23 protein-coding genes and 1 tRNA gene are annotated in these 25,780 nt (G+C 76.1%); 14 read left to right on the top strand and 10 right to left on the bottom strand.

Translation table 11 applies throughout. From position 1 onward, the window contains the following. Window positions 1–77: 77 nt before the first annotated feature. The 3 genes from FS882_RS03230 to FS882_RS03220 form a co-directional block, all read right to left on the bottom strand. Window positions 78–554 carry a PPOX class F420-dependent oxidoreductase gene (locus FS882_RS03230; protein ID WP_158370763.1) on the bottom strand — a complete coding sequence of 159 codons (477 nt, stop codon included), beginning with the start codon at window positions 552–554 and terminating at the stop codon, window positions 78–80. Between the two features lie 121 nt (window positions 555–675). Continuing rightward, window positions 676–1,101, bottom strand: coding sequence for an NUDIX hydrolase (locus FS882_RS03225; protein WP_158370761.1), 426 nt, complete (start codon window positions 1,099–1,101; stop codon window positions 676–678). Beyond that, a complete protein-coding gene (locus FS882_RS03220) occupies window positions 1,098–1,787 on the bottom strand; it encodes a UPF0758 domain-containing protein (protein WP_158370759.1) in 690 nt (229 codons plus the stop codon). Before FS882_RS03220 ends, FS882_RS03225 begins: the two co-directional genes overlap by 4 nt. Window positions 1,788–1,938: 151 nt before the next feature. Between FS882_RS03220 and FS882_RS03215 the strand changes: the two genes are divergently transcribed. From FS882_RS03215 to FS882_RS03185, 7 genes are all read left to right on the top strand, one after another. Continuing rightward, the gene (locus FS882_RS03215) at window positions 1,939–2,697 is read left to right on the top strand and encodes a copper resistance protein CopC (RefSeq protein WP_187365109.1); all 759 of its coding nucleotides are present in this window, start codon (window positions 1,939–1,941) and stop codon (window positions 2,695–2,697) included. Further along, on the top strand, window positions 2,697–4,799 hold the full coding sequence (locus FS882_RS03210) for a cytochrome c oxidase assembly protein (protein ID WP_158370755.1): 2,103 nt from the start codon (window positions 2,697–2,699) through the stop codon (window positions 4,797–4,799). The genes FS882_RS03215 and FS882_RS03210 overlap by 1 nt, the downstream gene beginning before the upstream one ends. 12 nt (window positions 4,800–4,811) lie before the next feature. Further along, complete coding sequence (locus tag FS882_RS03205) at window positions 4,812–6,926, top strand: alpha/beta fold hydrolase (protein WP_262348036.1); 2,115 nt, start codon at window positions 4,812–4,814, stop codon at window positions 6,924–6,926. A gap of 156 nt (window positions 6,927–7,082) precedes the next feature. Continuing rightward, window positions 7,083–7,310 carry a DUF6458 family protein gene (locus FS882_RS03200; protein ID WP_158370753.1) on the top strand — a complete coding sequence of 76 codons (228 nt, stop codon included), beginning with the start codon at window positions 7,083–7,085 and terminating at the stop codon, window positions 7,308–7,310. A gap of 76 nt (window positions 7,311–7,386) precedes the next feature. After that, window positions 7,387–8,397, top strand: coding sequence for a hypothetical protein (locus FS882_RS03195; RefSeq protein ID WP_158370751.1), 1,011 nt, complete (start codon window positions 7,387–7,389; stop codon window positions 8,395–8,397). Between the two features lie 43 nt (window positions 8,398–8,440). Then, window positions 8,441–8,659 (top strand): hypothetical protein, encoded by a 219-nt coding sequence (locus FS882_RS03190; protein ID WP_187365108.1) that lies wholly within the window; start codon window positions 8,441–8,443, stop codon window positions 8,657–8,659. An 87-nt stretch (window positions 8,660–8,746) separates the two neighbouring features. Beyond that, window positions 8,747–10,795 (top strand): NHL domain-containing thioredoxin family protein, encoded by a 2,049-nt coding sequence (locus tag FS882_RS03185; protein ID WP_158370748.1) that lies wholly within the window; start codon window positions 8,747–8,749, stop codon window positions 10,793–10,795. A gap of 226 nt (window positions 10,796–11,021) precedes the next feature. On the opposite strand, the gene FS882_RS03180 is transcribed toward FS882_RS03185, so the two are convergent. The 3 genes from FS882_RS03180 to FS882_RS03170 form a co-directional block, all read right to left on the bottom strand. Beyond that, window positions 11,022–12,347 (bottom strand): sensor domain-containing diguanylate cyclase, encoded by a 1,326-nt coding sequence (locus FS882_RS03180; RefSeq protein WP_262348035.1) that lies wholly within the window; start codon window positions 12,345–12,347, stop codon window positions 11,022–11,024. Window positions 12,348–12,440: 93 nt separating this feature from the next. After that, window positions 12,441–13,073, bottom strand: a complete 633-nt coding sequence (locus FS882_RS03175; protein WP_158370747.1) for a TetR/AcrR family transcriptional regulator — start codon at window positions 13,071–13,073, stop codon at window positions 12,441–12,443. Window positions 13,074–13,162: 89 nt separating this feature from the next. Beyond that, entirely contained in the window at window positions 13,163–13,861 is a 699-nt protein-coding gene (locus FS882_RS03170; protein WP_158370746.1) for a heme oxygenase (biliverdin-producing), read from the bottom strand. Between the two features lie 156 nt (window positions 13,862–14,017). Between FS882_RS03170 and FS882_RS03165 the strand changes: the two genes are divergently transcribed. After that, a complete protein-coding gene (locus tag FS882_RS03165; RefSeq protein ID WP_158370745.1) occupies window positions 14,018–14,581 on the top strand; it encodes a DinB family protein in 564 nt (187 codons plus the stop codon). A gap of 874 nt (window positions 14,582–15,455) precedes the next feature. On the opposite strand, the gene FS882_RS03160 is transcribed toward FS882_RS03165, so the two are convergent. Continuing rightward, the gene (locus tag FS882_RS03160) at window positions 15,456–16,004 is read right to left on the bottom strand and encodes a DUF2000 domain-containing protein (protein ID WP_158370744.1); all 549 of its coding nucleotides are present in this window, start codon (window positions 16,002–16,004) and stop codon (window positions 15,456–15,458) included. A gap of 126 nt (window positions 16,005–16,130) precedes the next feature. On the opposite strand from FS882_RS03160, the gene FS882_RS03155 reads away from it, so the two are divergent. After that, window positions 16,131–16,643, top strand: a complete 513-nt coding sequence (locus FS882_RS03155; RefSeq protein ID WP_158370743.1) for an Lrp/AsnC family transcriptional regulator — start codon at window positions 16,131–16,133, stop codon at window positions 16,641–16,643. On the opposite strand, the gene FS882_RS03150 is transcribed toward FS882_RS03155, so the two are convergent. The 3 genes from FS882_RS03150 to FS882_RS03140 all read right to left on the bottom strand — a co-directional run bounded on the left by FS882_RS03150 (window position 16,605) and on the right by FS882_RS03140 (window position 20,210). Further along, window positions 16,605–17,309 carry a hypothetical protein gene (locus tag FS882_RS03150; protein WP_158370742.1) on the bottom strand — a complete coding sequence of 235 codons (705 nt, stop codon included), beginning with the start codon at window positions 17,307–17,309 and terminating at the stop codon, window positions 16,605–16,607. The two genes, FS882_RS03155 and FS882_RS03150, sit on opposite strands and share 39 nt — an antisense overlap. A 216-nt stretch (window positions 17,310–17,525) precedes the next feature. Further along, window positions 17,526–17,596, bottom strand: a tRNA-Gly gene (locus tag FS882_RS03145). 121 nt (window positions 17,597–17,717) lie between these two features. After that, the gene (locus FS882_RS03140) at window positions 17,718–20,210 is read right to left on the bottom strand and encodes a GH36-type glycosyl hydrolase domain-containing protein (RefSeq protein WP_158370741.1); all 2,493 of its coding nucleotides are present in this window, start codon (window positions 20,208–20,210) and stop codon (window positions 17,718–17,720) included. Window positions 20,211–20,398: 188 nt separating this feature from the next. Between FS882_RS03140 and FS882_RS03135 the strand changes: the two genes are divergently transcribed. The 5 genes from FS882_RS03135 (at window position 20,399) to FS882_RS03115 (ending at window position 25,758) form a co-directional block, all read left to right on the top strand. Further along, window positions 20,399–20,929, top strand: coding sequence for a hypothetical protein (locus tag FS882_RS03135; RefSeq protein ID WP_158370740.1), 531 nt, complete (start codon window positions 20,399–20,401; stop codon window positions 20,927–20,929). Window positions 20,930–21,100: 171 nt separating this feature from the next. Next, entirely contained in the window at window positions 21,101–21,676 is a 576-nt protein-coding gene (dcd, locus tag FS882_RS03130) for a dCTP deaminase (protein ID WP_158370739.1), read from the top strand. A 7-nt stretch (window positions 21,677–21,683) separates the two neighbouring features. Continuing rightward, window positions 21,684–22,781 carry a hypothetical protein gene (locus tag FS882_RS03125; RefSeq protein ID WP_262348034.1) on the top strand — a complete coding sequence of 366 codons (1,098 nt, stop codon included), beginning with the start codon at window positions 21,684–21,686 and terminating at the stop codon, window positions 22,779–22,781. A gap of 171 nt (window positions 22,782–22,952) precedes the next feature. After that, window positions 22,953–23,846: an SDR family oxidoreductase gene (locus tag FS882_RS03120; RefSeq protein WP_158370738.1), complete on the top strand. Its 894-nt coding sequence runs from the start codon at window positions 22,953–22,955 to the stop codon at window positions 23,844–23,846. Between the two features lie 31 nt (window positions 23,847–23,877). Then, window positions 23,878–25,758 carry a glycoside hydrolase family 15 protein gene (locus FS882_RS03115; protein ID WP_158370736.1) on the top strand — a complete coding sequence of 627 codons (1,881 nt, stop codon included), beginning with the start codon at window positions 23,878–23,880 and terminating at the stop codon, window positions 25,756–25,758. The last annotated feature ends 22 nt before the right edge of the window (window positions 25,759–25,780 follow it).

Genomic DNA, 25,780 nt, shown 5'->3' with positions numbered 1-25,780 from the left:
GGTGGTCCCCGCCGGCCGCGGTAGCTCGGGCGCCCGCGTTCGGCGCGACCTGCCGCGCTCGCGCACGCGGCGGCCGGTCAGCCGTCCAGGCGCGCGGCGACCTCCGCCGGGAAGCCGCCCGTGGCGACCGGGCCCCAGCGGGTCGGGGTGACGCGGATCAGGCTCTTGCCCTGCACGCGCATCGCGGCGCGGTACTCGTCCCAGTCGGGGTGCTCGCCGGCGATGCACCGGTAGTAGTCGACCAGCGCGTCCTCGGCCTCCGGCATGTGCAGCACCTCGGCGTCGCCGTCGACCTGCACCCAGGCGTCGTCCCAGTCGTCCGACAGCACGAGCACCGACACCCGGGGGTCGCGCTCGGCGTTCACCGCCTTGGCGCGGCCGGGGTAGGTCGAGATGACGATGCGACCCTGGTCGTCGACGCCGCCGCTGACCGGGGAGATCTGCGGGCGGCCGTCGCGCCGGGCGGTCGCGAGCAGCAGGTGGTGCCGGGTGCGGACGAAGTCCAGCAGCGCGGGCAGGTCGACGGTCGTGTTCGTCGCGATGGAGCGGGCCATGCCCCGACCCTAGGCCGGGCGGAGGACGCCGCCAGTCCGCGGCGGGCAGCGGCTCCGGGCGAGCACGCTCCGAGGCTGGGCAGTCCGACCTGAGGGAGTCCTCGTTCGCGGCCGGAGGAGCTCATCGTGGGGCTGACGCCGCGCCCGCCTCGCGCAGCAGGTCGACGGTCAGCGGCGCGAGCGGCAGCCGCGCCGCCTCGGCCGGCGTCACCCACACCGCCTCCGCGATCTCGGCGGTCGGCACGGCGCCGGTCACCCCGTCGACGGCGAACACGTGCGCCTCGAGCCGGTGCCCCGGCTCGTTCGCGGCCGGGGCGTCCCGGCGGCCGAGGTCCCGGACCAGGGTCGGGTCGACGACCACCGCGAGCTCCTCGCCGATCTCCCGGACCACCGCGGCGCGCGGGTCCTCGCCCGGCTCGATCTTGCCGCCGGCCTGCATGTAGGCGGCGGTGTCCCGCTTGCGGACGAGGAGCCACCGGCCCGCGTCGTCGACGATGACCGCCGCGGCGATCCGGAGGGTGGGCTGCGCGTCGGTCACGTCGCTCATCCTGCCCCCACCCCCGGTGCCGGCAGCACCGACGTCCACCCCTCGCCGCAGAGCGCCAGGCTGTCCAGCAGCCGCACGCCGCAGTGCGCGGCCGCGTCGGCGACGGCGTCCGCCGCCTGCGCGTCGACCGGGTGCGGCCGGGGGTCGTCGGGCTCGTGCCGGTGGGCGAGCGCGAGCGTCACGCCACCGCGACGCAGCGTCTCGGCCAGCACCTCCCGCACCGCGGGCGGCGTCGCGTGCGCGGACGCGGCCGGCACGACCACGGCGCCGAGCAGCCGGGCCGCGCGGTCGCCGACGACGGCCACGACGCGCCCGTCCGCGGGCCCGGTGAGCAGGGGCGCCGCGAGCCGCGCGACGTCGGCCGGCGTGCGCACGGTCGCCCGGCGGTCGGTCGAGGTGCCGAACCGGCGGGCGAGCGCGAGGCCGGCGACGACGCGGGTCGCCTTGGCGGGGCCGACGCCGGGGGAGCGCAGCAGGTCCGGCGGCTCGGCGCGCGCGAGGCCGGCCAGGCCGCCGTGCGCCAGGAGCAGGTCCCGGGCGGTGTCGAGGGCGCTGGAGCCCCGGCGGCCGGAGCCCAGCAGCAGCGCGACGAGCTCGACGTCGGAGAGCGCGTCCGCGCCCAGGCGCAGCATCCGCTCCCGGGGCCGCTGGTCCGGGTCGAGGTCGGCGAGCATCGGGGTCCTCACCTCCTCGACCCTAGGGGCGGCACCCGGCCCCGATCCGGTTGTCCACAGGCCGGCTCCCCGCCCGACCGCCCCCGATCGCCGCCGGCGTCGCAGCGGGTGATCCGCGCCACCCGTGGCGCGGCGGACGGCGGCCCCGGGTGATGATGGAGCCGTGATCCCCTCCGACCGCACGACCCGCACCCCCGCCGCGCCCGCCCGCTCCGCCCGCGCCGTCGCGGCGCCCGCCCCGGTGCCCCGTGCGCTCGCCGCCCTCGCCGCGGTGCTGCTGGCGCTCGCGGCGGTGCTGCTGACCGCGGGCCGCGCGGACGCGCACAACTCCCTGCTGGGGACCGACCCGGCGGACGGGTCGACGGTGGACGCGCCGCCCGCGAGCATCACGCTGACCTTCGACCAGCCGGCGCAGTCGCTGGGCACCGAGATCGTCGTGCTGGGCCCCGACGGCGGCGTGGTGAGCTCGGGGGACGCCGCGCTCGTCGACAACACCGTGTCCCAGGCGCTGTCCACCGGGCTGCCCGCCGGGGCGTACACCGTCGAGTGGCGCGTGACCTCGGCGGACGGCCACCCGCTGTCCGGGACGCTCGCCTTCACGGCGGCGTCCGGCGCGGAGGCCGCCGTCCCGGCCGCGCCCGAGACGATCGAGCCGACCGCCGCGCCGACGGCCGAGCCCCGGGCCGAGGCCACCGCCTCCGCGACCCTCGCGCCGCAGCAGGAGCTCGCGGAGGACGAGGACGCCGGGATCGCCGCCGGGATGGTCGCCGCGATCGTCGTGGCCGTGCTCGCCGCGGGCGCGGTGGCGGTGTTCGTGGTGCGGGAGCGGCGCCGGTCGCACCCGGCCGACGGCCCCGCGGGCACCGACGGACCGACCGGCCCGACCGGGCCCACCGGCGGGGACGGCCGGGCGGAGGGCTGATGGCGCCCGGCGTCACCGCCCCGGCGGGCCCCCGCACCGCCCGCAGCCCGCGCGCCGCGGACGGCCCGGGGCGCTCGGCGGACTGGCTGCGCCTCGCCGCCCTCGCGGTCGCCGCGCTGGCGGCGGTCGTCGCCGGCATCGCCTTCACCGGCGCCGCCGCCCCCACCGCCCTGCGCGACCCCGGCGCCCTCGTGCGCTGGGGGCTGCCGATCGCGTCGACGGGCGCCGAGCTCGCCGCCTCCGCGACCCTCGGCGGCCTGGTGCTGCTCGCCACCGTGCTGGTGCGGCGGGACGAGGCCGTCGTCCGCGCGGCGTCCGGGATCACCGCCGTCGCGGCCGCGGTGTGGACGCTCACCGCCGTGGTCGAGCTCGTCCTCACCTACGCGAACGTCGCCGGCCTGTCGCCCACCGACCCCGCGTTCGGCGGCGAGCTCGGCCAGTTCGTCACCCAGTTCGAGCTCGGCCGGGTGCTGCTGTTCGTCGCGGTGGCGGCGGCCGTCACGACGGCGCTCGCGCTCATGACCACCTCGCCCGTGGGCACCGCGTGGATCGCCGGCCTGGTGCTGGTGGCGCTCTGGCAGTCGGCGCAGACCGGGCACGCCGCCGGTGCCGCGAGCCACGACCTCGCCACGTCGTCGATGTTCCTGCACCTGGTCGGCGCGGCCCTGTGGATCGGCACCCTGCTCGCCCTGTCCCCGCTCGCGCACCGGCTCGGCGCCGACCTCGCCCCGGCCGTCGCGCGGTTCTCCGTCATCGCCGCCTGGTGCTTCGCCGCCGTCGCGGTGTCCGGCACGGTGAACTCGGTCATCCGGCTCGGCTCGTGGGACGACCTCACGACCCGGTACGGCGTGCTGCTGCTGGTGAAGATCGCCCTGTTCGGCGTGCTCGGGCTGCTCGGCCTGGCGCACCGCCGCCGCGTCGTCGGCCGGCTGCGCGGTGACGAGCGGGCGCCGGCCACGTGGCTGTTCTGGCGCCTGGTGCTGGTCGAGCTCACCGTGATGGGCGCCGTCTCCGGCGTCGCCGTCGCGCTCGGCTCCTCGCCGCCGCCGGTGCCGGACGACCCGATCACCGACCCCACCCCCGCGGAGATCGTCACCGGCCACGCGCTGCCGCCCGAGCCGACCACGCTGTCCTGGATCACGCAGTGGCGGTGGGACGTGCTGCTCGCGTCCGCGGCGGTGGCCGGGATCGTCGTCTACCTGCGATGGGTGCTCCGGCTGCGCCGTCGAGGGGACGCGTGGCCCTGGGGACGCACGGCGTCCTGGGTGGCCGGCATGCTGCTGTTCTTCTGGACCACCTCCGGCGGGCCGGCGATGTACGGGCACGTGCTGTTCAGCGCCCACATGGTCGAGCACATGATCCTGGCCATGGTGATCCCGGTGCTGCTGGCGCTCTCGGCGCCCGTGACCCTGGCGCTGCGGGCGCTGCCGTCGCGGGCCAGCCGGTCGGGTGCCGGGCGCGGCGGCGCCGACGCGTCGCGGGGGCCGCGGGAGTGGTTGCTGGGCCTGGTGCACAGCCGGTGGGGCCGGTTCCTCGCGAACCCCGTCGTGGCCGCGGTGAACTTCGCCGGGTCGATGATCGTCTTCTACTACACCGACGTCTTCCGCTGGGCGCTGACCTCCGAGGTCGGCCACTACGCGATGGTGCTGCACTTCTCGCTCGCCGGGTACCTGTTCGTCAACGCGCTGGTGGGCATCGACCCGGGGCCCAACCGCCCGCCGTACCCGCAGCGGCTCCTGCTGCTGTTCGCCACGATGGCGTTCCACGCGTTCTTCGGCGTCGCGCTCACCACGGGTGACGTGCTCCTGGTGCCGGACTGGTTCGGTCTGCTGGGCCGCGAGTGGGGGCCGTCGGCGATCGTCGACCAGCAGCGCGGCGGCGGCGTCGCCTGGGGCATCGGCGAGCTGCCGACCCTGGCGCTCGCGGTGGCCGTGGCGTTCGCCTGGGCACGGGACGACGAGCGCACCGCCAAGCGCCGGGACCGCAAGGTCGAGCGCGACGGCGACACCGAGATGGACGAGTACAACGCGATGCTCGCCCGGCTGGCGCAGCGGGACCCGCGCGGGACGGGCGATGCCGGGGGAGCGCCCCGCGAGCCGTGATAGGACGGCGGGGTGACCGAGAGCCGATCCACGCCGCCCAGCCCGTTCCACGACCTCGACGCCTACGTCGCCCTGCCCCGGATGTCCGGGCTGGCGCTGTCCCCGGACGGCACCCGGCTCGTCACCGCCGTGTCGACGCTCGACGCCAAGCGCACGCGCTACGTCACGGCGCTGTGGGAGGTGGACCCCGAGGGTGACCGCCCGGCGCGCCGCCTGACCCGGTCCGCGAAGGGCGAGTCGTCCGCGCGGTTCGCGTCGTCCGGGGACCTGCTGTTCACGTCCGCGCGCCCGGACGCCGACGCCGACGCCCCCGACGACGAGCCGCCGGCCGCGCTCTGGCTGCTCCCGGCCGACGGTGCCGAGGCCCGGGTCGTCGCGTCCCGCAGGGCGGGCATCGGGGGCGTCGTCGTCGCCGAGGACGCGCCCGTGGTCGTCGTCCCGTCCGACGTGCTGCCCAGCGCGGCCGACGACGCCGACGACGAGCGGCTGATCGGCGCCCGCAAGGACGCCAAGGTCGCCGCGATCCTGCACTCCTCCTACCCCGTGCGGTACTGGGACCACGACCTGGGCCCGGCGCAGCCGCGGCTGTTCGCGGGCGACCTGACCACCGTCGACGCGTCGCTCGAGGCCGGCGCCGCCGCGCCGCGGCTCGTGCTGCGGGACCTCGCCCCCGACGCCGGCGCGGCGCTGCAGCACCAGGACGCCGTGCTGTCCCCGGACGGCCGCACCCTCGTCACCTCCTGGGCCCGCCCGGGCGCCCGCGGCACCGTCCGCCAGCAGCTCGTGGCGATCGACGTCGCCACCGGCACCCGCCGCGTGCTGGTCGACGACACGGCGGCCGACGTCGCCGGCCCCGTCGTGTCCCCGGACTCCCGGCGGGTCGCGTACCTCCGGGAGACGATCACCACGCCGACCGCCGCGCCGCAGGTGCAGCTCTGGGTCGCCGACCTGGACGCCGCCGACGCCGCCCCGCGCCGGGTCGCCGCGGACTGGGACCGCTGGCCGCACGAGATCGCCTGGACCCGCGACGGCGCCGGCCTGCTGGTCGGCGCGGACCACCTCGGCCGCGGTCCGGTGTTCCACGTCGCGCTCGGCGCGGACGTCGTCACGCAGGTGACCGCCGACGACGCCGTGTTCAGCGACCTGCGGGTGAGCCCGGACGGCGCGACGCTGTACGCCCTGCGCGTGTCCTACGCGGCCCCGTCGCACCCGGTCCGGATCGACCTCGCGGCGGCGCTCTCGACCGGGCAGCCGGTCGAGGCGGTGGCGCTGCCCGCGCCCGCGCCGCTGCCCGCGCTGCCCGGCACCCTCACGGAGGTCAGCACGACCGCCGAGGACGGCGCCGAGGTCCGCGCGTGGCTGGTGCTGCCGGAGGGCGCGTCCGCGGCGTCGCCGGCGCCGCTGCTGCTGTGGATCCACGGCGGCCCGCTGAACTCGTGGAACGCGTGGTCCTGGCGGTGGAACCCGTGGATCATGGCGGCCCGCGGCTACGCCGTCCTGCTGCCGGACCCGGCGCTGTCCACCGGCTACGGCCAGGACTTCGTGCAGCGCGGCTGGGGCGCCTGGGGCGCGGCGCCGTACACCGACCTCATGGCGATCACCGACGCCACCGTCGCGCGCGCGGACGTCGACGAGACCCGCACCGCCGCGATGGGCGGCTCGTTCGGCGGCTACATGGCCAACTGGGTCGCCGGGCACACCGACCGGTTCCGGGCGATCGTCACGCACGCCAGCCTGTGGGCCCTCGACCAGTTCGGGCCGACCACCGACAGCTCCTTCTACTGGGAGCGGGAGATGACCGCGGAGATGGCGCTGGCGAACTCCCCGCACCTGTCGGTGGAGAAGATCGTCACCCCGATGCTGGTCGTGCACGGCGACAAGGACTACCGGGTCCCGATCGGCGAGGGCCTGCGCCTCTGGTACGAGCTGCTGTCGAGGTCGGCGCTCGCCGCGGACGAGAACGGGCGGACCCCGCACCGGTTCCTGTACTTCCCGGACGAGAACCACTGGGTGCTCAGCCCGCAGCACGCGAAGGTCTGGTACCAGGTCGTCGACGCGTTCCTCGCGGAGCACGTGCTCGGGCTCAGCGGCGAGGAGCTCCCGCCGCTGCCCGAGGTCCTGGGCTGAGGGCGCCGCCCGGGCCGCGGGACCGCGGCCCGGGCGGCCCGGCTCGTCCGGGCGGTCACCCGACCGGGTCGCTCGACGCGCGGAGCAGGGCGTCCGCCGCCAGACTCGGTCCCGGAGCCCCGGGCACCCCCGCCCGGGCCGGGAAGGAGTCCGACCATGGGCATCGGCGGCGGCATCGCCCTGATCGTCATCGGCGCGATCCTCGCGTTCGGCGTCAGCGACAACATCGCGAACGTGGACCTCACGGTCATCGGCTACATCTGCATGGGCGCGGGCGTGCTCGCGCTGATCCTCGCGCTGGTCCTGAACAGCCAGCGGGCGCACACCTCGCACCGCGAGGTCGTCGAGCGGTACGACGGCCGCACCCCGCCCCCGGCGGCCTGACCCGCAGGGGCGTGTCGGTGGCCGGCGTGAGGATGTCCCCGCCGGCCACCGACCGACCGGCCGAGGGGGAGGACGCATGGACCAGGACGAGGCGCGCCGGCTGAAGCAGCAGCTGGTCGGCTACCTGCAGGACCTCGCGCAGCACGGCGTCGTCGCCGCGGCCGCCGACGACGGCGCACCCGGCCGGTCGGCCGTCGCCCTCGGCCTGGCGCCGCGGGCCGACGGGTCGTACGGGGTCGCGGTGCGCTACCGGCTCGGGCTGCCCGGCGTGCGGAGCGTCGCGCGACGGGTGGCGGAGCAGGTGGGTCCCGCCGCGGACGTGCGGCGCACCGGCCGCATCCGGCCGTTGCGCCGGGTCCCCGCGCCGCGGCCCCCGGTCGCGACCGCGCAGGCCGTCGGCGAGACGGGCCGCGTCCGCCCGCTGCGCCCCGGGGTGTCGATCGCGCACGTCGACGTCACCGCCGGCACGCTCGGCGCGTTCGTCACCGTCGACGGTGCCGTGCACGCGTTGTCCAACTACCACGTGCTCGCCGGCTCCCCGCGGGCGCGGGCGGGGGACGTCGTCCTGCAACCGGGGCCCGCCGACGGCGGCACCGCCCCGGCCGACCGGGTGGGCACGCTCGCCGCGACGGTCCCGCTGGCGCCCGGCCGGGTCGCCACCGTCGACGCCGCCGTCGCCCTGCTGGACGACCCCGGTGTCGACCCGACGTACCCGGTCGGCCTCGTCACCACGACGGCGGTCGCGGTCGGCGGCGAGGAGGTCGCGAAGATCGGCCGCACGACCGCCGTCACCCGCGGGCGCGTGTCCGCGATCGAGCTGGACGAGGTGGTCGTCGGGTACGGCGAGGAGCTGGGCGAGCTGCGGTTCGACGACCAGATCGAGGTCGAGTCGACCGGCACGGGCCCGTTCTCCCGCGGCGGCGACTCCGGCTCCCTGGTCTACCGCGCCGACGGCGTCGCGCTCGGCCTGCTCTTTGCGGGCTCCGAGACCGGGGGCGACAATGGGACCGGGCTGACGTACGTCAACCCGATCGACGCCGTGCTGACGGCGCTCGGCGCCCGGCTGCTGGGCTCGCCCGCCGCCTGACCCGGCGACCACCGCCCGGCTCGGAGCGAGGGCGGTGGTGCAGGTGGCGGACATCGACCGGGCCCGCACCGCCAAGCTGCGGCTGCGGCGGGAGCTCGACGGCCGCCCCGGCGTGCGGGGGATCGGGCTCGCCCGGGCCGAGGGCGGCTACCGCCTCCGGGTCAGCGTGGCCACGAGCGCCGACGCCGCCGCGGTCCCCGCCGCGGTCGACGGCGTCGCCGTCCAGGTGCGCGTCGTCGGCGCCGTGCGTCCGCTCGGCTGACGCCGCGTCCGGGTCGCCCGGCACCGGCGCGGTCCCGGTCCGCGGCCGGCGGGACGATCCGCGGGCCGCGTCGTGTTCACTACTCCTGTGACCACCAGCAGCACCCGTCTCCCCAAGGTCCGCGCGTCCGAGCTCGTCGGCCGCGGCTGGCTCAACACCGGCGGCCAGGACGTCGCGCTCGCGGACCTCCGCGGCAAGATCGTGCTGCTCGACTTCTGGACCTTCTGCTGCATCAACTGCCTGCACGTCCTCGACGAGCTGCGCGCCCTCGAGGAGCAGTACCGCGACGTCCTGGTGATCGTCGGCGTGCACTCCCCGAAGTTCGTGCACGAGGCCGACCCGGTCGCGCTGGCGGCCGCCGTCGAGCGGTACGAGGTGCACCACCCCGTGCTGGACGACCCGGAGCTGGTCACCTGGTCCGCGTACACCGCGCGCGCCTGGCCGACCCTGGTGGTGATCGACCCCGAAGGCTACATCGTCGCCCAGATGGCGGGCGAGGGGCACCAGAGCAACGTCGAGCGCCTGGTCCGGGACCTGGTCGCGGAGCACGAGGCCAAGGGCACGCTGCACCGCGGCGGCGGCCCGTACGTCCCGCCGGAGCCCACCGCGGGCACGCTGCGGTTCCCCGCGAAGGCGGTCGCGCTGCCGGGTGGCACGCTGCTGGTCGCCGACGCCGGGCACCACTCGCTCGCCGAGCTCGCGGCGGACGGCGAGACGCTGCTGCGCCGGATCGGCTCGGGCGAGCGCGGGCTGGTCGACGGCGGCCCGGACGACGCGCGGTTCAGCGAGCCCAACGGCCTGACCCTGCTGCCCGAGGACGTCGCGGCGGAGGTCGGCTACGACGTGCTGGTGGCCGACACGGTGAACCACGCGCTGCGCGGCGTCCGGCTGTCCGACGGCGCGGTGACGACCGTCGCGGGTACCGGCGAGCAGTACCTGGTCGGCGAGCCCACCGTGCCGTCGCCGCTGCCCGGTCGCACCGACCTGTGGCGCGCCGGCGGGGCCCGGGCCGCGACCTCCGTGCCGCTGTCCTCGCCGTGGGACGTCGTGTGGTCCCCGCAGACCGGCACCGCGCTGGTCGCGATGGCCGGCAACCACCAGCTCTGGGCGTTCGACCCCCGGGACGGCGTCGTCGAGCCCGTCGCCGGCACGATGAACGAGGGCCTGACCGACGGCGACCCGCGCGAGGCGTGGTTCGCCCAGACGTCGGGGACCGCGCTCGCCGCCGACGGCCGGGTGTGGCTCGCCGACTCCGAGGTGTCGGCGCTGCGCTGGATCGACCCCGGGACCCCGGCCGTCGCGACGGCCGAGGCCGCCCCGGCGACCGGCGGGTTCGCGGGCCTGGTCGGTGCGGGCGCCGCGCTCGCCGCCGCCCGGACCGCGCCCACCGGCCCCGCGGACGCCTGGTCCGGTGCGGTGGTGGGCACCGCGGTCGGCGCGGGCCTGTTCGACTTCGGGCACCGGGACGGCGCGGCCGACCAGGCGCTGCTGCAGCACCCGCTCGGGGTGGCGGTGCTGCCGGACGGGTCCGTCGTCGTCGCCGACACCTACAACGGGGCGGTGCGCCGCTGGGCGCCGGCGACCGGCGGCGACGGCCCCGGCGAGGTGAGCACGCTCGCGACGGGCCTGGCCGAGCCGAGCGGCATCGTCGTGCAGGCCGACGCGGAGGCGGGCGGCGTCACGCTGCTCGTCGTCGAGTCCGCCGCGCACCGGCTGACCCGGATCGCGCTCCCGGCGACGCTCGCGGGCGAGGTGCTCGACGCCGGCGCGCACCGGACGCAGCGTCCGGTCACCGACATCGCCCCGGGCGAGCTGGCGCTCGACGTCGTGTTCACGCCGGCCGCCGGGCAGAAGTACGACGACCGGTTCGGCCCGTCCACGATGCTGCGGGTGTCCGCGACGCCGGCGGAGCTGCTGCTCGACGGCGCGGGCGACGACGTGCCGCTCACCCGGACGCTGCGGATCAACCCCGCGGTGGCCGAGGGCGTCCTGCACGTCACCGCGCGCGCGGCGAGCTGCGACGCGGACCCGGCGATCGAGTTCCCCGCGTGCCACCTGAACTCGCAGGACTGGGGCGTGCCGGTCCGCGTGACCGCGGGCGCTCCGGCGGAGCTGTCCCTCCCGCTGCACGGCTGACGGCCCGCCGCGCCGCGCCGCCCGCCGCGCCGCGCGCCGCCCGCCGCGCCGGCCGCCGCGCCGGCCGCGTCCGCTGCCAGCGCCGAGCGAGCAACCGACACGTCGAGCGAGTACCCGCTGGGTACTCGCTCGACGTGTCGAGTACCCCCTCGGCGACCTGCGCGCACCGGCGGCGGCCCTGCGCCCGGCGGCCCTGCGCCCGGCCCCGCGCCCGTCCGGCGCGGGGTCAGGACGCGCCCAGCACCGCCAGCGAGAGCAGCGTCTGCAGCGTCGTCGTGACGGTGCGGTCGTCGGGCAGGGTCGACTCGACGGTGACGGCCCACGGCGCGCGCCGCAGCTCGACCTGCCGGACGCCCGAGACGTGCAGCGAGCCGGTGCCGCCGCGCGCCACGAGCACCGGCTCGGGGCCGTCCTCGCGCTGCACGGACCAGCCGGACCCGCCCATCGCCTCGGTCGCGGCCGCCGCCAGGGCGCACAGCCGGGACAGCGGGGCGGGGCCGGTCGCGGACAGGGCGGTGACGGTGGCCGCGACGGTGCGGCCGAGCACGGCTCCCGGGTCGTCGGCGCGGTACTGCCGGGCCCGCGCCGCTGCGTGGCTCCGCTTGGCGTGGTACTGCGCGGCGTCCGCGCGGCGGAACAGCGACCGGGGGGTGGGAGCCGCGCCGAGGGAGCCGCGCGCCGAGGACGCGATGCCGTAGGACAGCGACGCCCCGAACGGCAGGGCGCTGTCCCCGACGGTCGCGTCCATCACCTGCACGACCGTGGTCCGCGGGATGCCGGACGTCACCACGCAGAACTCGTCGCCGCCGATCCGGGCCACCGTCGACCCCGGCAGCCCGCCGCCCGCCCGGCGCAGCACGCCCGCCACGCTGCGCAGCAGCTCGTCGCCGGCGTCGTGGCCGAGCTCGTCGTTCACCCGCTTGAGGCCGTCGACGTCGCACATCACGATGCAGGTCTCGTCGCCGGAGTCGATCGCGGCCTGCGCCGCCTCGTCGGCCACGCGGCGGGTGCTCAGGCCGGTCAACGCGTCGTCGGACACCAGGTGCCGGACCTGCTCCGCGAGGTCGAGCCGCGCGATCTGGGCCCCCAGGAGCGCGCCCAGCACCTCGCCGCGGGCCGCGTCGTCCGCGGTGAACGTGGGCGCGCGCTCGTCGCGCACGGCGCACAGCACGCCCCAGAGGTCGCCGTTGACGACCACGGGCGCCACCAGCGCGGGGCGCGGCCGGCCCGGGGCGTCGCCCGGCGCGGACAGCCAGGTCTCCCGTCGCCGGACCAGTGCGCGCACGGCCTCGCCGTCGCGCAGCACGTCCTCGGCCGCGGGCAGCTCGTCGGTGGGCTCGGCGGCGAGCACGTGCCAGTCGTCCTGCTCCAGCCGAGCGACGGCGGCCACCTCGACGTCGAGCAGGTCGCGCGCGGCGACCACGGCGGCCTCGTGCACCTCGCCGAGCGCGGTCGCGCCCCCGAGGCGGTGCGCGAGCAGCGCGAAGTGCCGGGCGTCGTCCCCGCCACCGCGGGGCGCGCTCGTCCGGGCCGGCGGCGGGGCGTCGGTCACGCGCACATCATCGCGTGTCGGGCTCGCCGCCACACGTGGACGCACCGGCGCTCCGCCGTGCGGGTGAACGCGGGACGACGGAGTCGGCGCGGGTCAGGCGGGCACGGCCTCCGGGAGCAGCCCGGCCGCGGCCCGCTCCCCGGCGCCCACGGCGCGGAGCACGAACAGCACGGTGGACTCGATCGCGCGCTCGCGGGCGGGCTGGTCGTCCGGCAGCGTCCGGCTGCTGAGGCAGGCGTTGACGAGCGACACCGTCGTGCCCAGGTCCTGCTCGGGGAACGCGCCGGACTCGATGCCGGCCGACAGCACGCGGCGCAGCAGCGCCTCGACGAGCACCACGTGCTCGCGGACCCGCTGCTGGGTGCCGCGCGACAGCACCGAGCGCAGGTCCGGGCCGGGGGCCAGGTGGTAGTCGCGCTTGAGCTCGCACTGCGCCCGGACGTACGCGCGGAGCTGCTCCGTCGGGTCGTCGATGCCCGCGAGCTCGGCCTCGAGCGCGGCCACGTACTGCCCGGTCTCGTGCATGATGAAGCCGACGAGCATCGACTCCTTGTCGGCGAAGTGGTTGTACACCGCCGTCCGGCCCACGCCGGCCGCCTGCGCGATGTCGGCGAGCGTGATCGAGTCGAACCCGCGCTCGGCCATCAGCCGGGACATGGCGCCGAACAGGCGGAGCCGCGTCTGCTCGCGGTGCTCGTGCAGCGACCCGCCGATGATCTTGGGCATGCTGACATCCTCGCACGAAACGTCAGCACATCGCCCTGGCGCGTGTGACGGGGGTGTGCAGGTGTCGCGGGAGTACCGGCCCCGCGCGGTCAGGCGGCCCGGTGCACGTCGGCCAGCGCGGCGAACAGCGCGCGGTTGTGCCGGAACGCGGACCGCGCCTCGTCGACCACCGCGGCCCGCTGCGCGTCCGTCAGGTCCAGCGCGTCGACCCGCGCGCGGTACAGGTCCTTGAACGGCTTGGGCTTGGGGATCGCGGGGAAGGCGTAGAACCCGACGCCCTCGTCCGCGACGCCGTAGTGCCGCTGGACCATCCGGCCGATGACCTGGCCGCCCGACAAGTCGCCGAGGTACCGGGTGTAGGCGTGGGCGACGTAGGCGCCGACGTCGGCGCCGCCCGCCCGGATCGCCGCCGCGTAGGCGGCCGTGGCGGGCAGCGGCACGGCGCGCTCGCGCCAGCCCGGACCCGCGAGGTGCGCGAGGTCCGCCTCGACCGCGGGCACGCGCCGCAGCTCGTCGAACACGACGCCGGACCCGGCCGGGGTGCGGCGCACCTGCTCGCCGACCTCCTCCAGCGCCGTGTAGACCGCGTGGAGCTGCAGCGCCAGGTCGACGTACGCGGCGGTCGTCAGCCGCCCGCCCAGCAGGTCCTCGACGAACGTCGAGCCCTCGGCCGCCTCGTGCTCCGGGCGGGTGCCCTCGCGGAGCAGCGCCGACAGCGGGACGGCGTCGGTGGGGGCGGCGCCCGGGGTGCGCGGCGTGGCGGCGGGCAGGTCCTGCGTCGTGGTCATGCGTGCTCCCGGGGGCGGCGGCGGGCGTCGAGATGACGCCGCGTCAGAACGTACCGCACCAAGTAAGGATTGCCTACCCTCCGTCCGTGGACGGTAGTGCACCGCGCCGCCGCCGTCGCCGCCCGGCCGGTGGGGGCTCGGGATACGGTGCGTGACGTGACCGCCGCGACGCCCCCCGACGCCGACCCCGCCGACGAGTACCGCCCCGCCGACCCGGACGCCAAGGACTGGACCTGGGTCATCTCCGAGCGGTGCCCGGAGTGCGGGTTCGCGGGGACCGACGTGGCCGGCCCCGACATCGCCGGGACGGTGCACGACCTCGTGCCCCGGTGGCGCGCGGCGCTCAACCGGCTGGACGTCCGGGACCGGCCGGGCCCCGGTACCTGGTCGCCGCTCGAGTACGGCGCCCACGTGCGCGACGTGCACCGGGTGTTCGCGGAGCGGCTGCGCCTGATGCTCGACGAGGACGACCCGCTGTTCCCCAACTGGGACCAGGACGCCACCGCGGTCGCCGAGCGGTACGACCGGCAGGACCCGGGCCGGGTGTCGGACGAGCTCGCGGACGCCGCAGCGGCGCTCGCCGCCGGCTTCGCCGCGGTCCGCCCGGACCAGTGGGACCGCGTCGGGCGCCGGTCGAACGGCTCGACGTTCACGGTGACCACGCTGGGGCAGTACTTCCTGCACGACGTGGTGCACCACCTGCACGACGTGCGCGCCTGACGGGAGCGGCGAGGCCCCTCGGGCGCGGCGAGGCCCCTCGGACGCTTACTCCGAGGGGCCTCGATCCGTGGACGACGCTACGGGCCGCACCGGCGTCCCGGCGGCAGGCGCGCCGGACCCGTCCTGGCCCGACGCGAGATCGCGCCGTCATCCACAGATTCTGTGCACAACCCTGTGAACACCGCATGATCCTGCAGGTGACGCTGTGGACAACATGTGCACCCGGCGGTGGACGAGAATTGGCCGCCGGAAGCCCTTGCGGCCGTCCTCGCGGCTGGTCTAGAACTCTTCCAACGACCTCGACGGACGCACCGTCCACCGCAGGGAGGCCCGCCTCGGCGGGTGCCCGGCGGAGCGGGACCGGCGGGGTCGGGACCGGAGGGAGAACGACGGACCACCTCGGCGGGGCGACCCGACGAGCTGCGGATGACGACGCAGCGGCCCGCAGGACCCCGAGGGTCGGATCGTCGCCGCCCCGCCCGCGGCTGGTGCCCCCCGAGGTCGCCGCCGGGTGCCGGGGCGGAGCCGCACCGTCAGAGCGGCCGCCGGTCCCCGATCCGTCGGGGGCGTAGGGACGACGATCGGGGAGGGCCCCTCGGACGCTTACTCCGAGGGGCCCTTCTCCGTGCCCGGGCCGGGGTTACCCACAGGGTGGTCGGGGTTGTCCACATCTTCGTGTCGCTCGGACAGCCCCTCGGACCACGCGGTCGGGTGATATGCCCGGATCTGTCCACAGGACTTGTCCCCACCTTGTGCACGGAGCCGTGGATCGTGCGGGGGACGCCCACAGCGAGCTGTGGACGCGGTGTGCACGCGTGCTGCACGGCTGGGGACGGGCGGCGGTCACGGGGCGCCGGTCTGGGGACGGGCGCGGTCAGGACAGCAGGCGCAGCTTCCCGACGAGGCGATCGATGCGGTTCTTCGGTCCCACGATGCTCAGCGCCAGGTAGTCGTGGGCGTCCGCGGGCCGCGCGGCCATCGCCGCCAGGTACTCCGTGTACACGCGGATCTGCTGGGCGATGGCCGGCATGTCGGCCACGTGGACGCCGGGTGCGGCAGCGGCCTTCGCGCGCAGCTCCGCGAGGGCCGCGCGGGGCGCGCCCAGCACGGTGCAGCCGGTCCAGGGCAGGCCGGTGTGCTGGCCGCCCTCGGCGTCGGCGGCGGCGGGGCCGAGCAGGCCGTGCACGCCGGTGACCGTCGCGGCGGTCACGCAGGCGACCGCGTTCGCGGCGCGGCCGGGGTCGAGCTGCTCGTCGACGACGACCACCCACTTCAGCCGGGCGGAGCGCGTGGGCTCGTCGAGGCGGATCTCGTCGGGCTCGAAGCCGACGGACGGCGCGGCCGCGGCGGCGGGGGAGGCGGTGGCGGGGGTGCGGACGGGCGCGGGCGCGGGGGCGGTGGCGGGCGCAGGAGTGGCGGGCACGGCGACCTCTCGAGGCGGGTGGCGCCGCGGAGCGCGGCGGTCGCCGTCCGGCGACGAGCAGTGACGCTAGGCACCGGTACGACCGATGTCGAGTCACTCCGTACGACGTACGGATAGGCTCCCGTCATGGCCGATCTCGACGCACTCGACACGGCGATCCTGCGGGAGCTGCAGGCGGACGCACGGCGCACCAACCGCGACGTCGCCGCCGCGGTGGGCGTCGCACCGACCACCGCGCTGGACCGGACGCGCGCGCTCCGGGACCGCGGCGTGATCCGGGGTGCCACCCTCGACGTCGACCTCGCGGCGATCGGGCGGCCCGTGCAGGCGCTCGTCGCCGTGCGGATCCGTCCCCCGACCCGGCGGAACATCGAGGGCTTCCGGTCGTGGGTCGTCGCCCTGCCCGAGACCCTCGGGGTGTTCGTCACGACCGGCACCGAGGACTTCCTGGTGCACGTGGCCGTGCCGGACAACGAGGCGCTCTACGGGTTCGTCATCGACCGGCTCACCGAGCGCCCGGAGGTCGTGGACGTGCGGACCTCGGTCGTCTTCGAGCACATCCGCCGACGCCGGGTGGACCCGGCGCCCGGCGCGGTCCGGTCAGCGCGCGCCGGCGGGGAGGGCCCCCGGGGGCGGTGAGCCGGCGGACGGCGGCGTCGCGGCGGGGCCGGTGCGTCGGGCGGCCTGCCGCGGCACCGCGGTCGTCAGGGGGCGGGACGACGTCGCCCGCCGCGCCGTGAGGCCCACGCGGAGCCGGAGCGCGATCGTCTCCGCGTGGGCGACGACGTCCTGGTAGCGCTCGGAGGACCGGGTGTCGAACCGGAGCTCCACCGCCTCGGCGGCTCCCGGCGGGAACACCGTCCAGATCACCTCGTGGCGCAGCACGCCGTGGCTGCGCAGCGTCACCACCGCGTCCCCGGCCGGCACCTCCCGCAGCGACGCCGCGTGGTAGGTGATGCGGGTCGCCGTGCGCCGGGAGCGGGCGATCTTGCGCCGCACCCGGTGCAGGTGCGCCGTCGCCGCGGCCGGCCCGGCGGGCACCTCGGCCAGGATCTCGCACGCGAGCCCCGCGACCACGTCGCCGGTGGGCTCCGGCACCCACGCGCCGGCGCGCACGTGCCGGGCGTTCAGGCCGACGACGGCGCGGTCGACCGCCTCGAGGGCGGAGCGGAGCCGCGCGGCGGCGACGGGGCCCGAGGTGAGCTCGGCGGCGAACCGCTGCGCGACCCGCGGCGCGTCGCCCGGCCGCCACCCGCGCCACCGCTCGGGCAGGCGCAGGTCGATCCGGGAGATCTCGTGCTTCATGCGGTCCTTCCGTCGGGCTGGCCCTGGGAAGGTTGGCGGCGGCGATCCAGCCCCTCGCTCGTTGAGTAGGGGGAATCACCGCGTTACACGGGATTGCCTCATTCGGTGTGAGGGGGACCGGCCGAGGGTGGCGGCGACGGGAGCGCCGGGGCGAGAGCGGCGCCGGGAACGGCGAAGGGCCAGGCGCGGCGGCTGCCGGCCTGGCCCTGTCGGGAGAGCGGGTGACGGGAATCGAACCCGCGCTATCAGCTTGGGAAGCTGAAGTTCTACCATTGAACTACACCCGCGTGACCGTCCCCGGCTGCTCGAGCCGGGCGGTCGACGCGTCCCCTCGGGGAGGACGCGCGTCCAGCATAGCGGCTCCGGACGCCCGCACACGCAGGCGCCCGGAGCGCGCGTCACGCGTCCTCAGACGGTGACCTCCACCCGCACGGTCGTCCCCGCGGGCGCGTAGGGGACGGTCGACCCCTCGACCGGGACCCCGTCCACGACCAGCCGCCCGCGCGCACCCGGCGCGCCGGCGTTGGTCACGGCGATCTCGTACCGGGCACCGCGGGCGACCCGGGTGACGGTGAAGGACGGCACGTCCGGCCCGATCTGCGGGTCGACGACCAGGCCGTCGTGCTCGGGGCGCACGCCCAGCAGGTACTGGGAGACGGCCACGAAGTTCCACGCGGCGGTGCCGGTCAGCCAGGAGTTCTTGGCCTCGCCGTGCCGCACCGCCTCCTTGCCCGCGATCATCTGGGCGTACACGTACGGCTCGAGCCGGTGCACGTCGGAGATGTCCTCGCGGTAGGCGGGCGTGATCCGGCGGTAGTAGTCGAACGCGCGCTCCCCGCGGCCCAGGACCGTCTCGCCGATGATCACCCACGGGTTGTTGTGGCAGAAGATGCCGCCGTTCTCCTTGTACCCCGGCGGGTAGGTGGAGACCTCGCCGAGCTCGATCTGGTAGCTCGTGTAGGCGGGCCACTGGAGGACCATCCCGTGCGGCGTCGCCAGGTGCTCGTGCACCGAGTCGAGCGCGCGGACCGCCGGGCTGGCGGGCGAGGCGGGGTCGGCGGGGTCGACGCCGATGCCGGCCATGACCGCGAAGCCCTGCGGCTCGATCCAGATCTTGCCCTCGGGCTTGGCGTCGGTCCCCACCGGGTTGCCGTAGAAGTCGTAGGCGCGCAGGAACCACTCGCCGTCCCAGCCGTGCTCCAGCACCGCGCCGCGCATCTCCTCGACGGCGGCGCGCGCCTCGGCGGCCACGTCCGCGAGCCCGCGGCGCTCGGCCAGCTCGGCGTACTCCGGGCCGATGTGCACGAACATCGCGGCGATGAACACCGACTCCGCGACCCCGCCGGCCTGGTTCTCGGTCGTCTGGAACGACTCGCCCGGCTCGGTGGAGAAGCAGTTGAGGTTGAGGCAGTCGTTCCAGTCGGCCCGCCCGATCAGGGGCAGGCCGTGCGGCCCGCGGTTCTCGACGGTGAACCGGAACGACCGGGTCAGGTGCTCGAACAGCGGCACCTCGGACCCGGGCTCGTTGTCGAACGGCACCGGCTCGTCGAGGATCCCCCAGTCGCCGGTCTCCTTGATGTACGCGGCGACGCCGAGGATCAGCCACAGCGGGTCGTCGTTGAAGCCGGAGCCGATGTCGTTGTTCCCGCGCTTCGTCAGCGGCTGGTACTGGTGGTACGCCGAGCCGTCCGGGAACTGGGTCGACGCGATGTCGATGATCCGCTGCCGCGCGCGCTCCGGGACCAGGTGCACGAAGCCGAGCAGGTCCTGGTTGGAGTCCCGGAAGCCCATGCCGCGCCCGATGCCGGTCTCGAAGTACGACGCCGAGCGGGACATGTTGAACGTGACCATGCACTGGTACTGGTTCCAGATGTTGACCATCCGGTCGAGCTTCTCGTCGGTGCTCGTCACCGAGTAGGTGGACAGCAGGTCGGTCCACGACGTCCGGAGCGCCTCGAACGCGGCGAGCGTCTGCTCGGTCGTCGCGAACCGGGACAGCAGGGCGTGCGCGCGCTCGCGGTTCACCCGCTGCATCGCCGGGACGCCGGCGGCCTCGTCGGCGGGCGCCCACTTCTCCTCGTGCGGGTTCTCGACGTAGCCGAGGACGTAGGTCAGCGACCGGCTCTCGCCCGGGGCGAGCGTGACGTCGACCTGGTGCGAGCCGATCGGGTACCAGCCGGACGCGATCGAGCCGGTGGCACTGCCGGCGTGCGGCACGGCCGCCTCGCCCAGCCCGTTGTACGGGCCGGTGAAGGCGTCGCGGTCGGTGTCGAACCCGTCGGCGCGGGTGTTCACGCCGTAGACCGCGTAGTGGTCGCGGCGCTCGCGGTACTCGGTCTTGTGGAAGATCGCCGACCCGTGCGGGCCGTCCAGCTCGACCTCGACCTCGGCCAGCGACAGATTGCGCTGGTAGTTGGTCTGGTCGTCCTGGGCGTTCCACAGGCAGAACTCGACGAACGAGAACAGGCTGACCGTCTTCTCGGCGTCGGAGGTGTTGGTCAGCGTCACGTGCTGGACCTCGGCGGTCTCGCCGAGCGGCACGAAGAACAGCGTCTCGACCCGCAGGCCGTTGCGCTCGCCGGTGATCCGGGAGTAGCCCAGGCCGTGCCGGGCCTCGTAGTGGTCGAGCTCGGCCTTGACCGGCAGCCAGCCCGGCGTCCACACGTCTCCGCCGTCGTGGACGTAGAAGTACCGGCCGCCCTCGTCGGTGGGGATGTTGTTGTACCGGTAGCGCGTGAGCCGGCGCATCTTCGCGTCGCGGTAGAAGGAGTAGCCGCCGCCGGTGTGCGACAGCAGCGAGAAGAACTCCTCCGAGCCCAGGTAGTTGATCCAGGGATACGGGGTGCGCGGCGTCGTGATGACGTACTCGCGTGCCTCGTCGTCGAAGTGGCCGTACCGCATCGTCGCGCCTTCCGGTCGTCAGTGGTGGCCGCTGCGGGAGCGCTCCCACGCGGCGTGCGTCGGTCAGCGTAGCGCACGGTCGAAACGCTTCCGGCGGGCGGTGGTCCCGGCCCGGAGCGGAGGTCCCACTCAGTGCCGGGAACGGGCGCCTACCGTCCCGGGATGCGCGGACACCAGCGGGGCCGGTCGTGACGTCCCACGCGTATGTCGACGAGTCGAAGGCGCGCGACTACCTCCTCGCGGCCACGATCGTCGACGTCGGCAGCGTCCACGGCGCCCGCCAGGAGGTCCGCCGCCTGGTGCTCCCGCGGCAGTCGCGCGTCCACATGAAGCACGAGTCCGACCGCCGCCGTCGGATCATCCTGAGCGCCCTCGCGGAGCTCGGGCTCGGCACGACGATCTACTCGGCGGGCGGACCGCCCGCCCGGACCCAGATCGCCAGGCGACGCGCCTGCCTCGCGCGGCTGGTCACCGACCTCGCTACGGGGTGCGACCGGCTGGTGCTGGAGTCCGACGAGACCCAGGACGCCCGCGACCGCCGGGACCTGCTCGAGATCACGCGCGCGGCTGGGCGCCGAGAAGGGCTGAGCTACGAGCACCGGCGAGCCGGGCAGGAACCGCTGCTCGCGCTCCCGGACGTTGTGGCGTGGTGCTGGGCCCGCGGGGGCGAGCGGCGGCGGCGGGCCGCTCCGCTCACGGCGGCGGTCGTCGACGTGTGAGGGGCGCCCCGCACGTGCGTAGGGCCCGAACGCCACGTCCTCCGGACGGGTCTCGGGCCCTCGACTTCCACGAGGATCAGCTCCCCGGGCGATGGGGGCACTCTAGCGAAGCATCGTCCGGGGACGGAAGCCCGATCTCAACCGCCCCGCCCGCCCCGGTACCGTGGTCCCGTGCTGCTCTCCGACCGCGACATCACCGCCGAGCTCGACTCCGGTCGGGTGGTCCTCGACCCCCACGACCCCGCGATGGTGCAGCCGTCGAGCGTCGACGTCCGCCTCGACCGCTTCTTCCGGCTGTTCGACAACCACAAGTACGCGGTCATCGACCCGGCGCAGGACCAGCCGGACCTCACGCGGCTGGTGGAGGTCGACGGCGACGAGCCCTTCGTCCTGCACCCCGGCGAGTTCGTCCTCGGCTCGACGTTCGAGCAGGTGACGCTGCCCGACGACATCGCCGCCCGGCTGGAGGGCAAGTCCTCGCTGGGCCGCCTCGGCCTGCTCACGCACTCGACCGCGGGGTTCATCGACCCGGGCTTCTCCGGCCACGTGACGCTCGAGCTGTCGAACGTCGCGACGCTGCCGATCACCCTGTGGCCCGGGATGAAGATCGGGCAGATGTGCTTCTTCCGGCTGTCCTCGCCGGCGCTCGCCCCGTACGGCTCGGGCGCCACCGGCTCCCGGTACCAGGGTCAGCGCGGGCCGACGGCCTCCCGCTCCTGGCAGCACTTCCACCGCACCCAGGTCTGACCCGGCCGTGACCGCGTCGCTGCCGCCGCTGCCCGAGGTCCCCGCCGCGGCGGGCGTCACGCCGCCGCCCGGGCGGCACCTGCTCGTGCTGCCGGAGGGCGTCGTGCCGGACGAGCTGGACGTGCTCGCGACCAGCAGGTTCGCCGCCGCGCGGTGGGAGCGCCCGCCGCGCGTGCCGTCCGGCCGGCGCGCGTCGGGGGCCGCACGCACCGCGGCCCCGGCGGCGACCCCCGGGGTGCTGCGGCTCGGCCGGCTGTCGACCCTCACCGGGCCGTTCGCGCTGGAGCCCGCGCAGCTCGCGCGCTGGGGGCTGCCGTCCGACGCGCGCGTCGCCTGGGTCGTGGACTGCCCGCGGGAGCGCGCCGAGCAGCCCGCGTTCGGCGGCGACCGGGACGGCCTGCGCCGGGCGTTCGGGACCGCCGGCCCGGTGCGCGAGGAGCAGCGCGTCGTGCAGTGGCTCGTCGCCGTGGCCCGCCGGCTCGGCGGTGCGCTGCGGGTCGACTCGGGGGTGGTGCTGGAGCCGGACATGGACGCCGCCCTCGACCTCACGGTGCTCACCGACCGCTGGGTGGAGCCCGGGACGGTCCTCGAGGCCGCCCGCCGGGTGTCGTCCCGGGCGGCGCTGGACGTGCCGCCCGCCCCCGACGCGCGCCGGGCGTCGCCGCAGCAGGCGGGTGCCGCGCTGGCCGGGCGCGACCGGGTGGGGGCGGGCGTCGCCGACGCGGAGGAGCGCCGGCGGCTGCACGCCGAGGCGGACGCGTTCGACGCCCACATGCGCGAGAACCCGCCGCCGTCCGAGGCGTTCGGCCTGCAGGTCGACCTCGGGGTCGACGGCATCGTGGTCGTCGAGGTGGCCGCCGAGGCGGAGGTGCCCCTGGCGCTGGCCGCGGTCGACTGGGCGCAGGGCGAGGTCGTCGCGTACCGGGTCCGCTGGGAGGCGCCGGACGTCGAGCAGCTGGAGTCCGAGCGTCCGTCGCTGCCGCACCGGGTCGCCCGCGGCCGCGCGGCGCGGGTGGTGCGCGGCGTCGCGCGCGAGGTGCACGCCGAGGTGGGCGGGGAGATCGCCGACATGGCGGGCTTCCTGGTGGACCCCGCCGACCTCTAGCCGACCCCGGCGCACCCCGGCCCACGCCGCGCCGCAGCGGCCCGCCGGACCGCCCCGCGGTTGCGGGCTGCGGCCCACCGGCACACGATGAACGCGGGACGACGCCCGCCGGTTGCACGACACCGGCGGGCGTCGCCTTTCGCTCTCATCGCCGGACGGGAAGGACGCCTCATGGCCGACCAGTACACGTTCCAGGACCCGATCGCGCAGTACGCGATGCCCGAGCCGCCGGAGCAGAGCCAGGACGGCCCCGGGCTCGACGCCGACCTGCGGCCGAAGGCCGACCACGGGCAGGACACCTACCGCGGCTCGGGGCGGCTCGAGGGACGCAAGGCGATCATCACCGGCGGCGACTCCGGCATCGGCCGCGCGGTCGCCATCGCGTTCGCCCGCGAGGGCGCCGACATCGTGCTGTCGTACCTGCCCGAGGAGCAGGAGGACGCCGACCACGTCGCACAGCTCGTGCGCGACGCCGGCCGGAAGATCGTCCTCGCGCCCGGTGACGTGGTCGACCAGGACTACACCCGGTCGCTGGTCCGCACGGCGCTCGACGAGCTCGGCGGCCTGGACACGCTCGCGATCATCGCCGGGCGCCAGCAGTACGTCGAGGACATCACCGAGCTCACGCCGGAGTCGTTCGACGAGACGTTCAAGACGAACGTGTACGCGCTCTACTGGCTGGTCCAGGAGGCGGTGCCGCACCTGCCGAAGGGCGCGAGCATCATCACCACGTCCTCGATCCAGGCCTACGAGCCGGCGCCGATCCTGGTCGACTACGCGACCACCAAGGCGGCGATCAACACGATCTCCAAGGCGCTGGCCGGCCAGCTGGCCCCGAAGGGCATCCGGGTCAACGTCGTGGCGCCGGGTCCGATCTGGACGCCGCTGCAGACCGCCGGCGGCCAGCCGCCGGAGAAGCTGCCGGACTTCGGCACGCAGACGCCGTACGGCCGCGCCGGTCAGCCGGCCGAGCTCGCGCCCGCGTACGTGTTCCTCGCCTCGCAGGAGTCGAGCTACGTCAGCGGCGAGACGCTGAACGTCAACGGGGGGATGCCGACCCCGTGACGGGTGCGGCGACCGGCCCGGCGGGGCGCGCGTGACGGAGCAGCCGGGGCTGGAGAACCTCGACGGCGACGCCGGCACGCGCACGCAGGGGTCGGGTCACGCGGCGGCGGACGAGCCGCGCGACCCGACCCCGCGCACCGACGGGTACGTCGACCTGCGCGCGTACGCGGCGCTGGGCGACGGCCGGACGGTCGCGCTGGTCGCGGACGACGGGCGGGTGGACTGGTTCCCCGTGCCCGACCTGGACACGCCGCCGGTGTTCGCGGCCCTGCTGGACGCGGACGCGGGCGGGTACGTCGAGATCGCGCCGGCGGTCCCGTACCGGCTGCGCCGGCAGTACGTCGTCGGTACGAACGTGCTGGTCACGACGTACGACACCGCCGGCGGCCGGGTGCGGGTGACGCAGGCGATGAACACCGGCGTGGCGGGGCGGCTGCCGTGGAGCGAGCTCGCGGCCCGGGTGGAGGGCCTGGCGGGCTCGGTCCCGGTCGCGTGGCGGGTGGCGCCGGGGACGGTGCTCGGCAGCGCCTCGCCGTGGGTGCAGCGGACCCACCTCGGCCCGGTGCTGCGCGCCGACGGCGTGACGCTCACCGTGCGGACGCTCGGGGAGATGACGTCCGTGGTCGACGACCAGGCGTGCGCCGGGGCGTTCGAGGCGACGCCCGGCTCCCGGCACCTGGTCGCGGTGGTGGGCACCGAGCGCGAGCCGGTCCTGGTGCCCGACCCGGAGGACGTCGACCGCGGCATCGACCGGACGGTCGACAACTGGCGCGCCTGGACCCGCGAGTTCCACTACGACGGGCCGTGGGGCAAGGCGGTGCAGCGCAGCGCGCTCGCCCTGAAGCTGCTGCTGCACGAGCCGACCGGCGCGATCGCGGCGGCGGCCACGACCTCGCTGCCGGAGAGCCGGTCCGGCGGGAAGAACTGGGACTACCGGTACGCCTGGGTGCGGGACGCCGCGTACACGCTGGACGCGTGGATCGGCTTCGGGCTGCGCGAGGAGGTGCACGCTGCCATCTCGTGGACCCTGCGCACCCTGCGCGCGCACGGCACGCGGATCTTCTTCGGGCTCGACGGCTCCCTCCCGCCCCCGCCCGAGCAGCACGACGTGCCCGGCTGGCGCGGCACCGGCCCGGTCGTGACCGGCAACCGCGCCGACGGCCAGCTCCAGCTCGGCGTGTACGGCGACGTCCTCGCGGTGGTCCGCGGGTACGTGGACGCCGGCAACCTGCTGGACGCCGAGACCGGGCGGCTGCTCGCCGCCGTCGCCGACGAGGCCGCCGACGCGTGGCACCGGCCGGACGCCGGCATGTGGGAGCTGACCGAGGAGCAGCACTACACCTCGTCCAAGCTCGGCTGCTGGCAGGCGCTGCGCTGCGCGGTGCACCTCGCCGAGCTCGGGCAGATCCCCGGAGAGCCCGACCGCTGGCGCGCCGAGGCCGACCGGATCGCCCGCTGGGTGGGCGAGCACTGCTGGTCCGAGGAGCGCGGCGCGTACGTGATGCACCCGGGCTCGGACCGGCTGGACGCCTCGGTGCTGCTGCACGCCCGCAGCGGCTTCGACACCGGCGAGCGGATGAGCCGCACGGTGGACGCCCTCCGGGCCGAGCTGGGCTCCGGCCCGCTGCTGCACCGGTACACCGGCATGCCCGAGGAGGAGGGCGCGTTCGTCGCGTGCGCGTTCTGGGGCGTGGCGGCGCTGGCGCTGGTCGGGCGACCCCGGGAGGCGGCGGACTGGATGACGGAGCTGCTGGCGCTCGCGAACGACGTCGGGGTGTGGCCCGAGATGATCGAGCCGGCGACGGGCGACTTCCTCGGCAACGTCCCGCAGGCGCTGAGCCACCTGGCGCTCGTGCAGGCCGCGCTGACGCTGGCACCCGCGCTGGCCGAGGACCACCCGCCGGCGGGCTGACCCGCCGGCGGCAGCACGACCG

The sequence above is a fragment of the Cellulosimicrobium cellulans genome (assembly GCF_007679345.1).
Classification (GTDB): Bacteria; Actinomycetota; Actinomycetes; order Actinomycetales; family Cellulomonadaceae; genus Cellulomonas; species Cellulomonas cellulans_A.
Note: the sequence above shows the minus strand (reverse complement) of the source record. Positions and strands in the feature narration are given on the sequence as shown.

Excerpts from the sequence above, each read along its gene's own strand:
- FS882_RS03200 (WP_158370753.1), top strand. The coding sequence starts at position 7,083 with ATGGGCATCGGCGGCGGCATCGCCCTGATCGTCATCGGCGCGATCCTC.
- FS882_RS03150 (WP_158370742.1), bottom strand. The coding sequence starts at position 17,309 with ATGAAGCACGAGATCTCCCGGATCGACCTGCGCCTGCCCGAGCGGTGG.
- FS882_RS03120 (WP_158370738.1), top strand. The coding sequence starts at position 22,953 with ATGGCCGACCAGTACACGTTCCAGGACCCGATCGCGCAGTACGCGATG.
- FS882_RS03175 (WP_158370747.1), bottom strand. The coding sequence starts at position 13,073 with ATGCCCAAGATCATCGGCGGGTCGCTGCACGAGCACCGCGAGCAGACG.
- FS882_RS03225 (WP_158370761.1), bottom strand. The coding sequence starts at position 1,101 with ATGAGCGACGTGACCGACGCGCAGCCCACCCTCCGGATCGCCGCGGCG.
- FS882_RS03155 (WP_158370743.1), top strand. The coding sequence starts at position 16,131 with ATGGCCGATCTCGACGCACTCGACACGGCGATCCTGCGGGAGCTGCAG.
- FS882_RS03170 (WP_158370746.1), bottom strand. The coding sequence starts at position 13,861 with ATGACCACGACGCAGGACCTGCCCGCCGCCACGCCGCGCACCCCGGGC.
- FS882_RS03210 (WP_158370755.1), top strand. The coding sequence starts at position 2,697 with ATGGCGCCCGGCGTCACCGCCCCGGCGGGCCCCCGCACCGCCCGCAGC.
- FS882_RS03230 (WP_158370763.1), bottom strand. The coding sequence starts at position 554 with ATGGCCCGCTCCATCGCGACGAACACGACCGTCGACCTGCCCGCGCTG.
- FS882_RS03195 (WP_158370751.1), top strand. The coding sequence starts at position 7,387 with ATGGACCAGGACGAGGCGCGCCGGCTGAAGCAGCAGCTGGTCGGCTAC.
- FS882_RS03140 (WP_158370741.1), bottom strand. The coding sequence starts at position 20,210 with ATGCGGTACGGCCACTTCGACGACGAGGCACGCGAGTACGTCATCACG.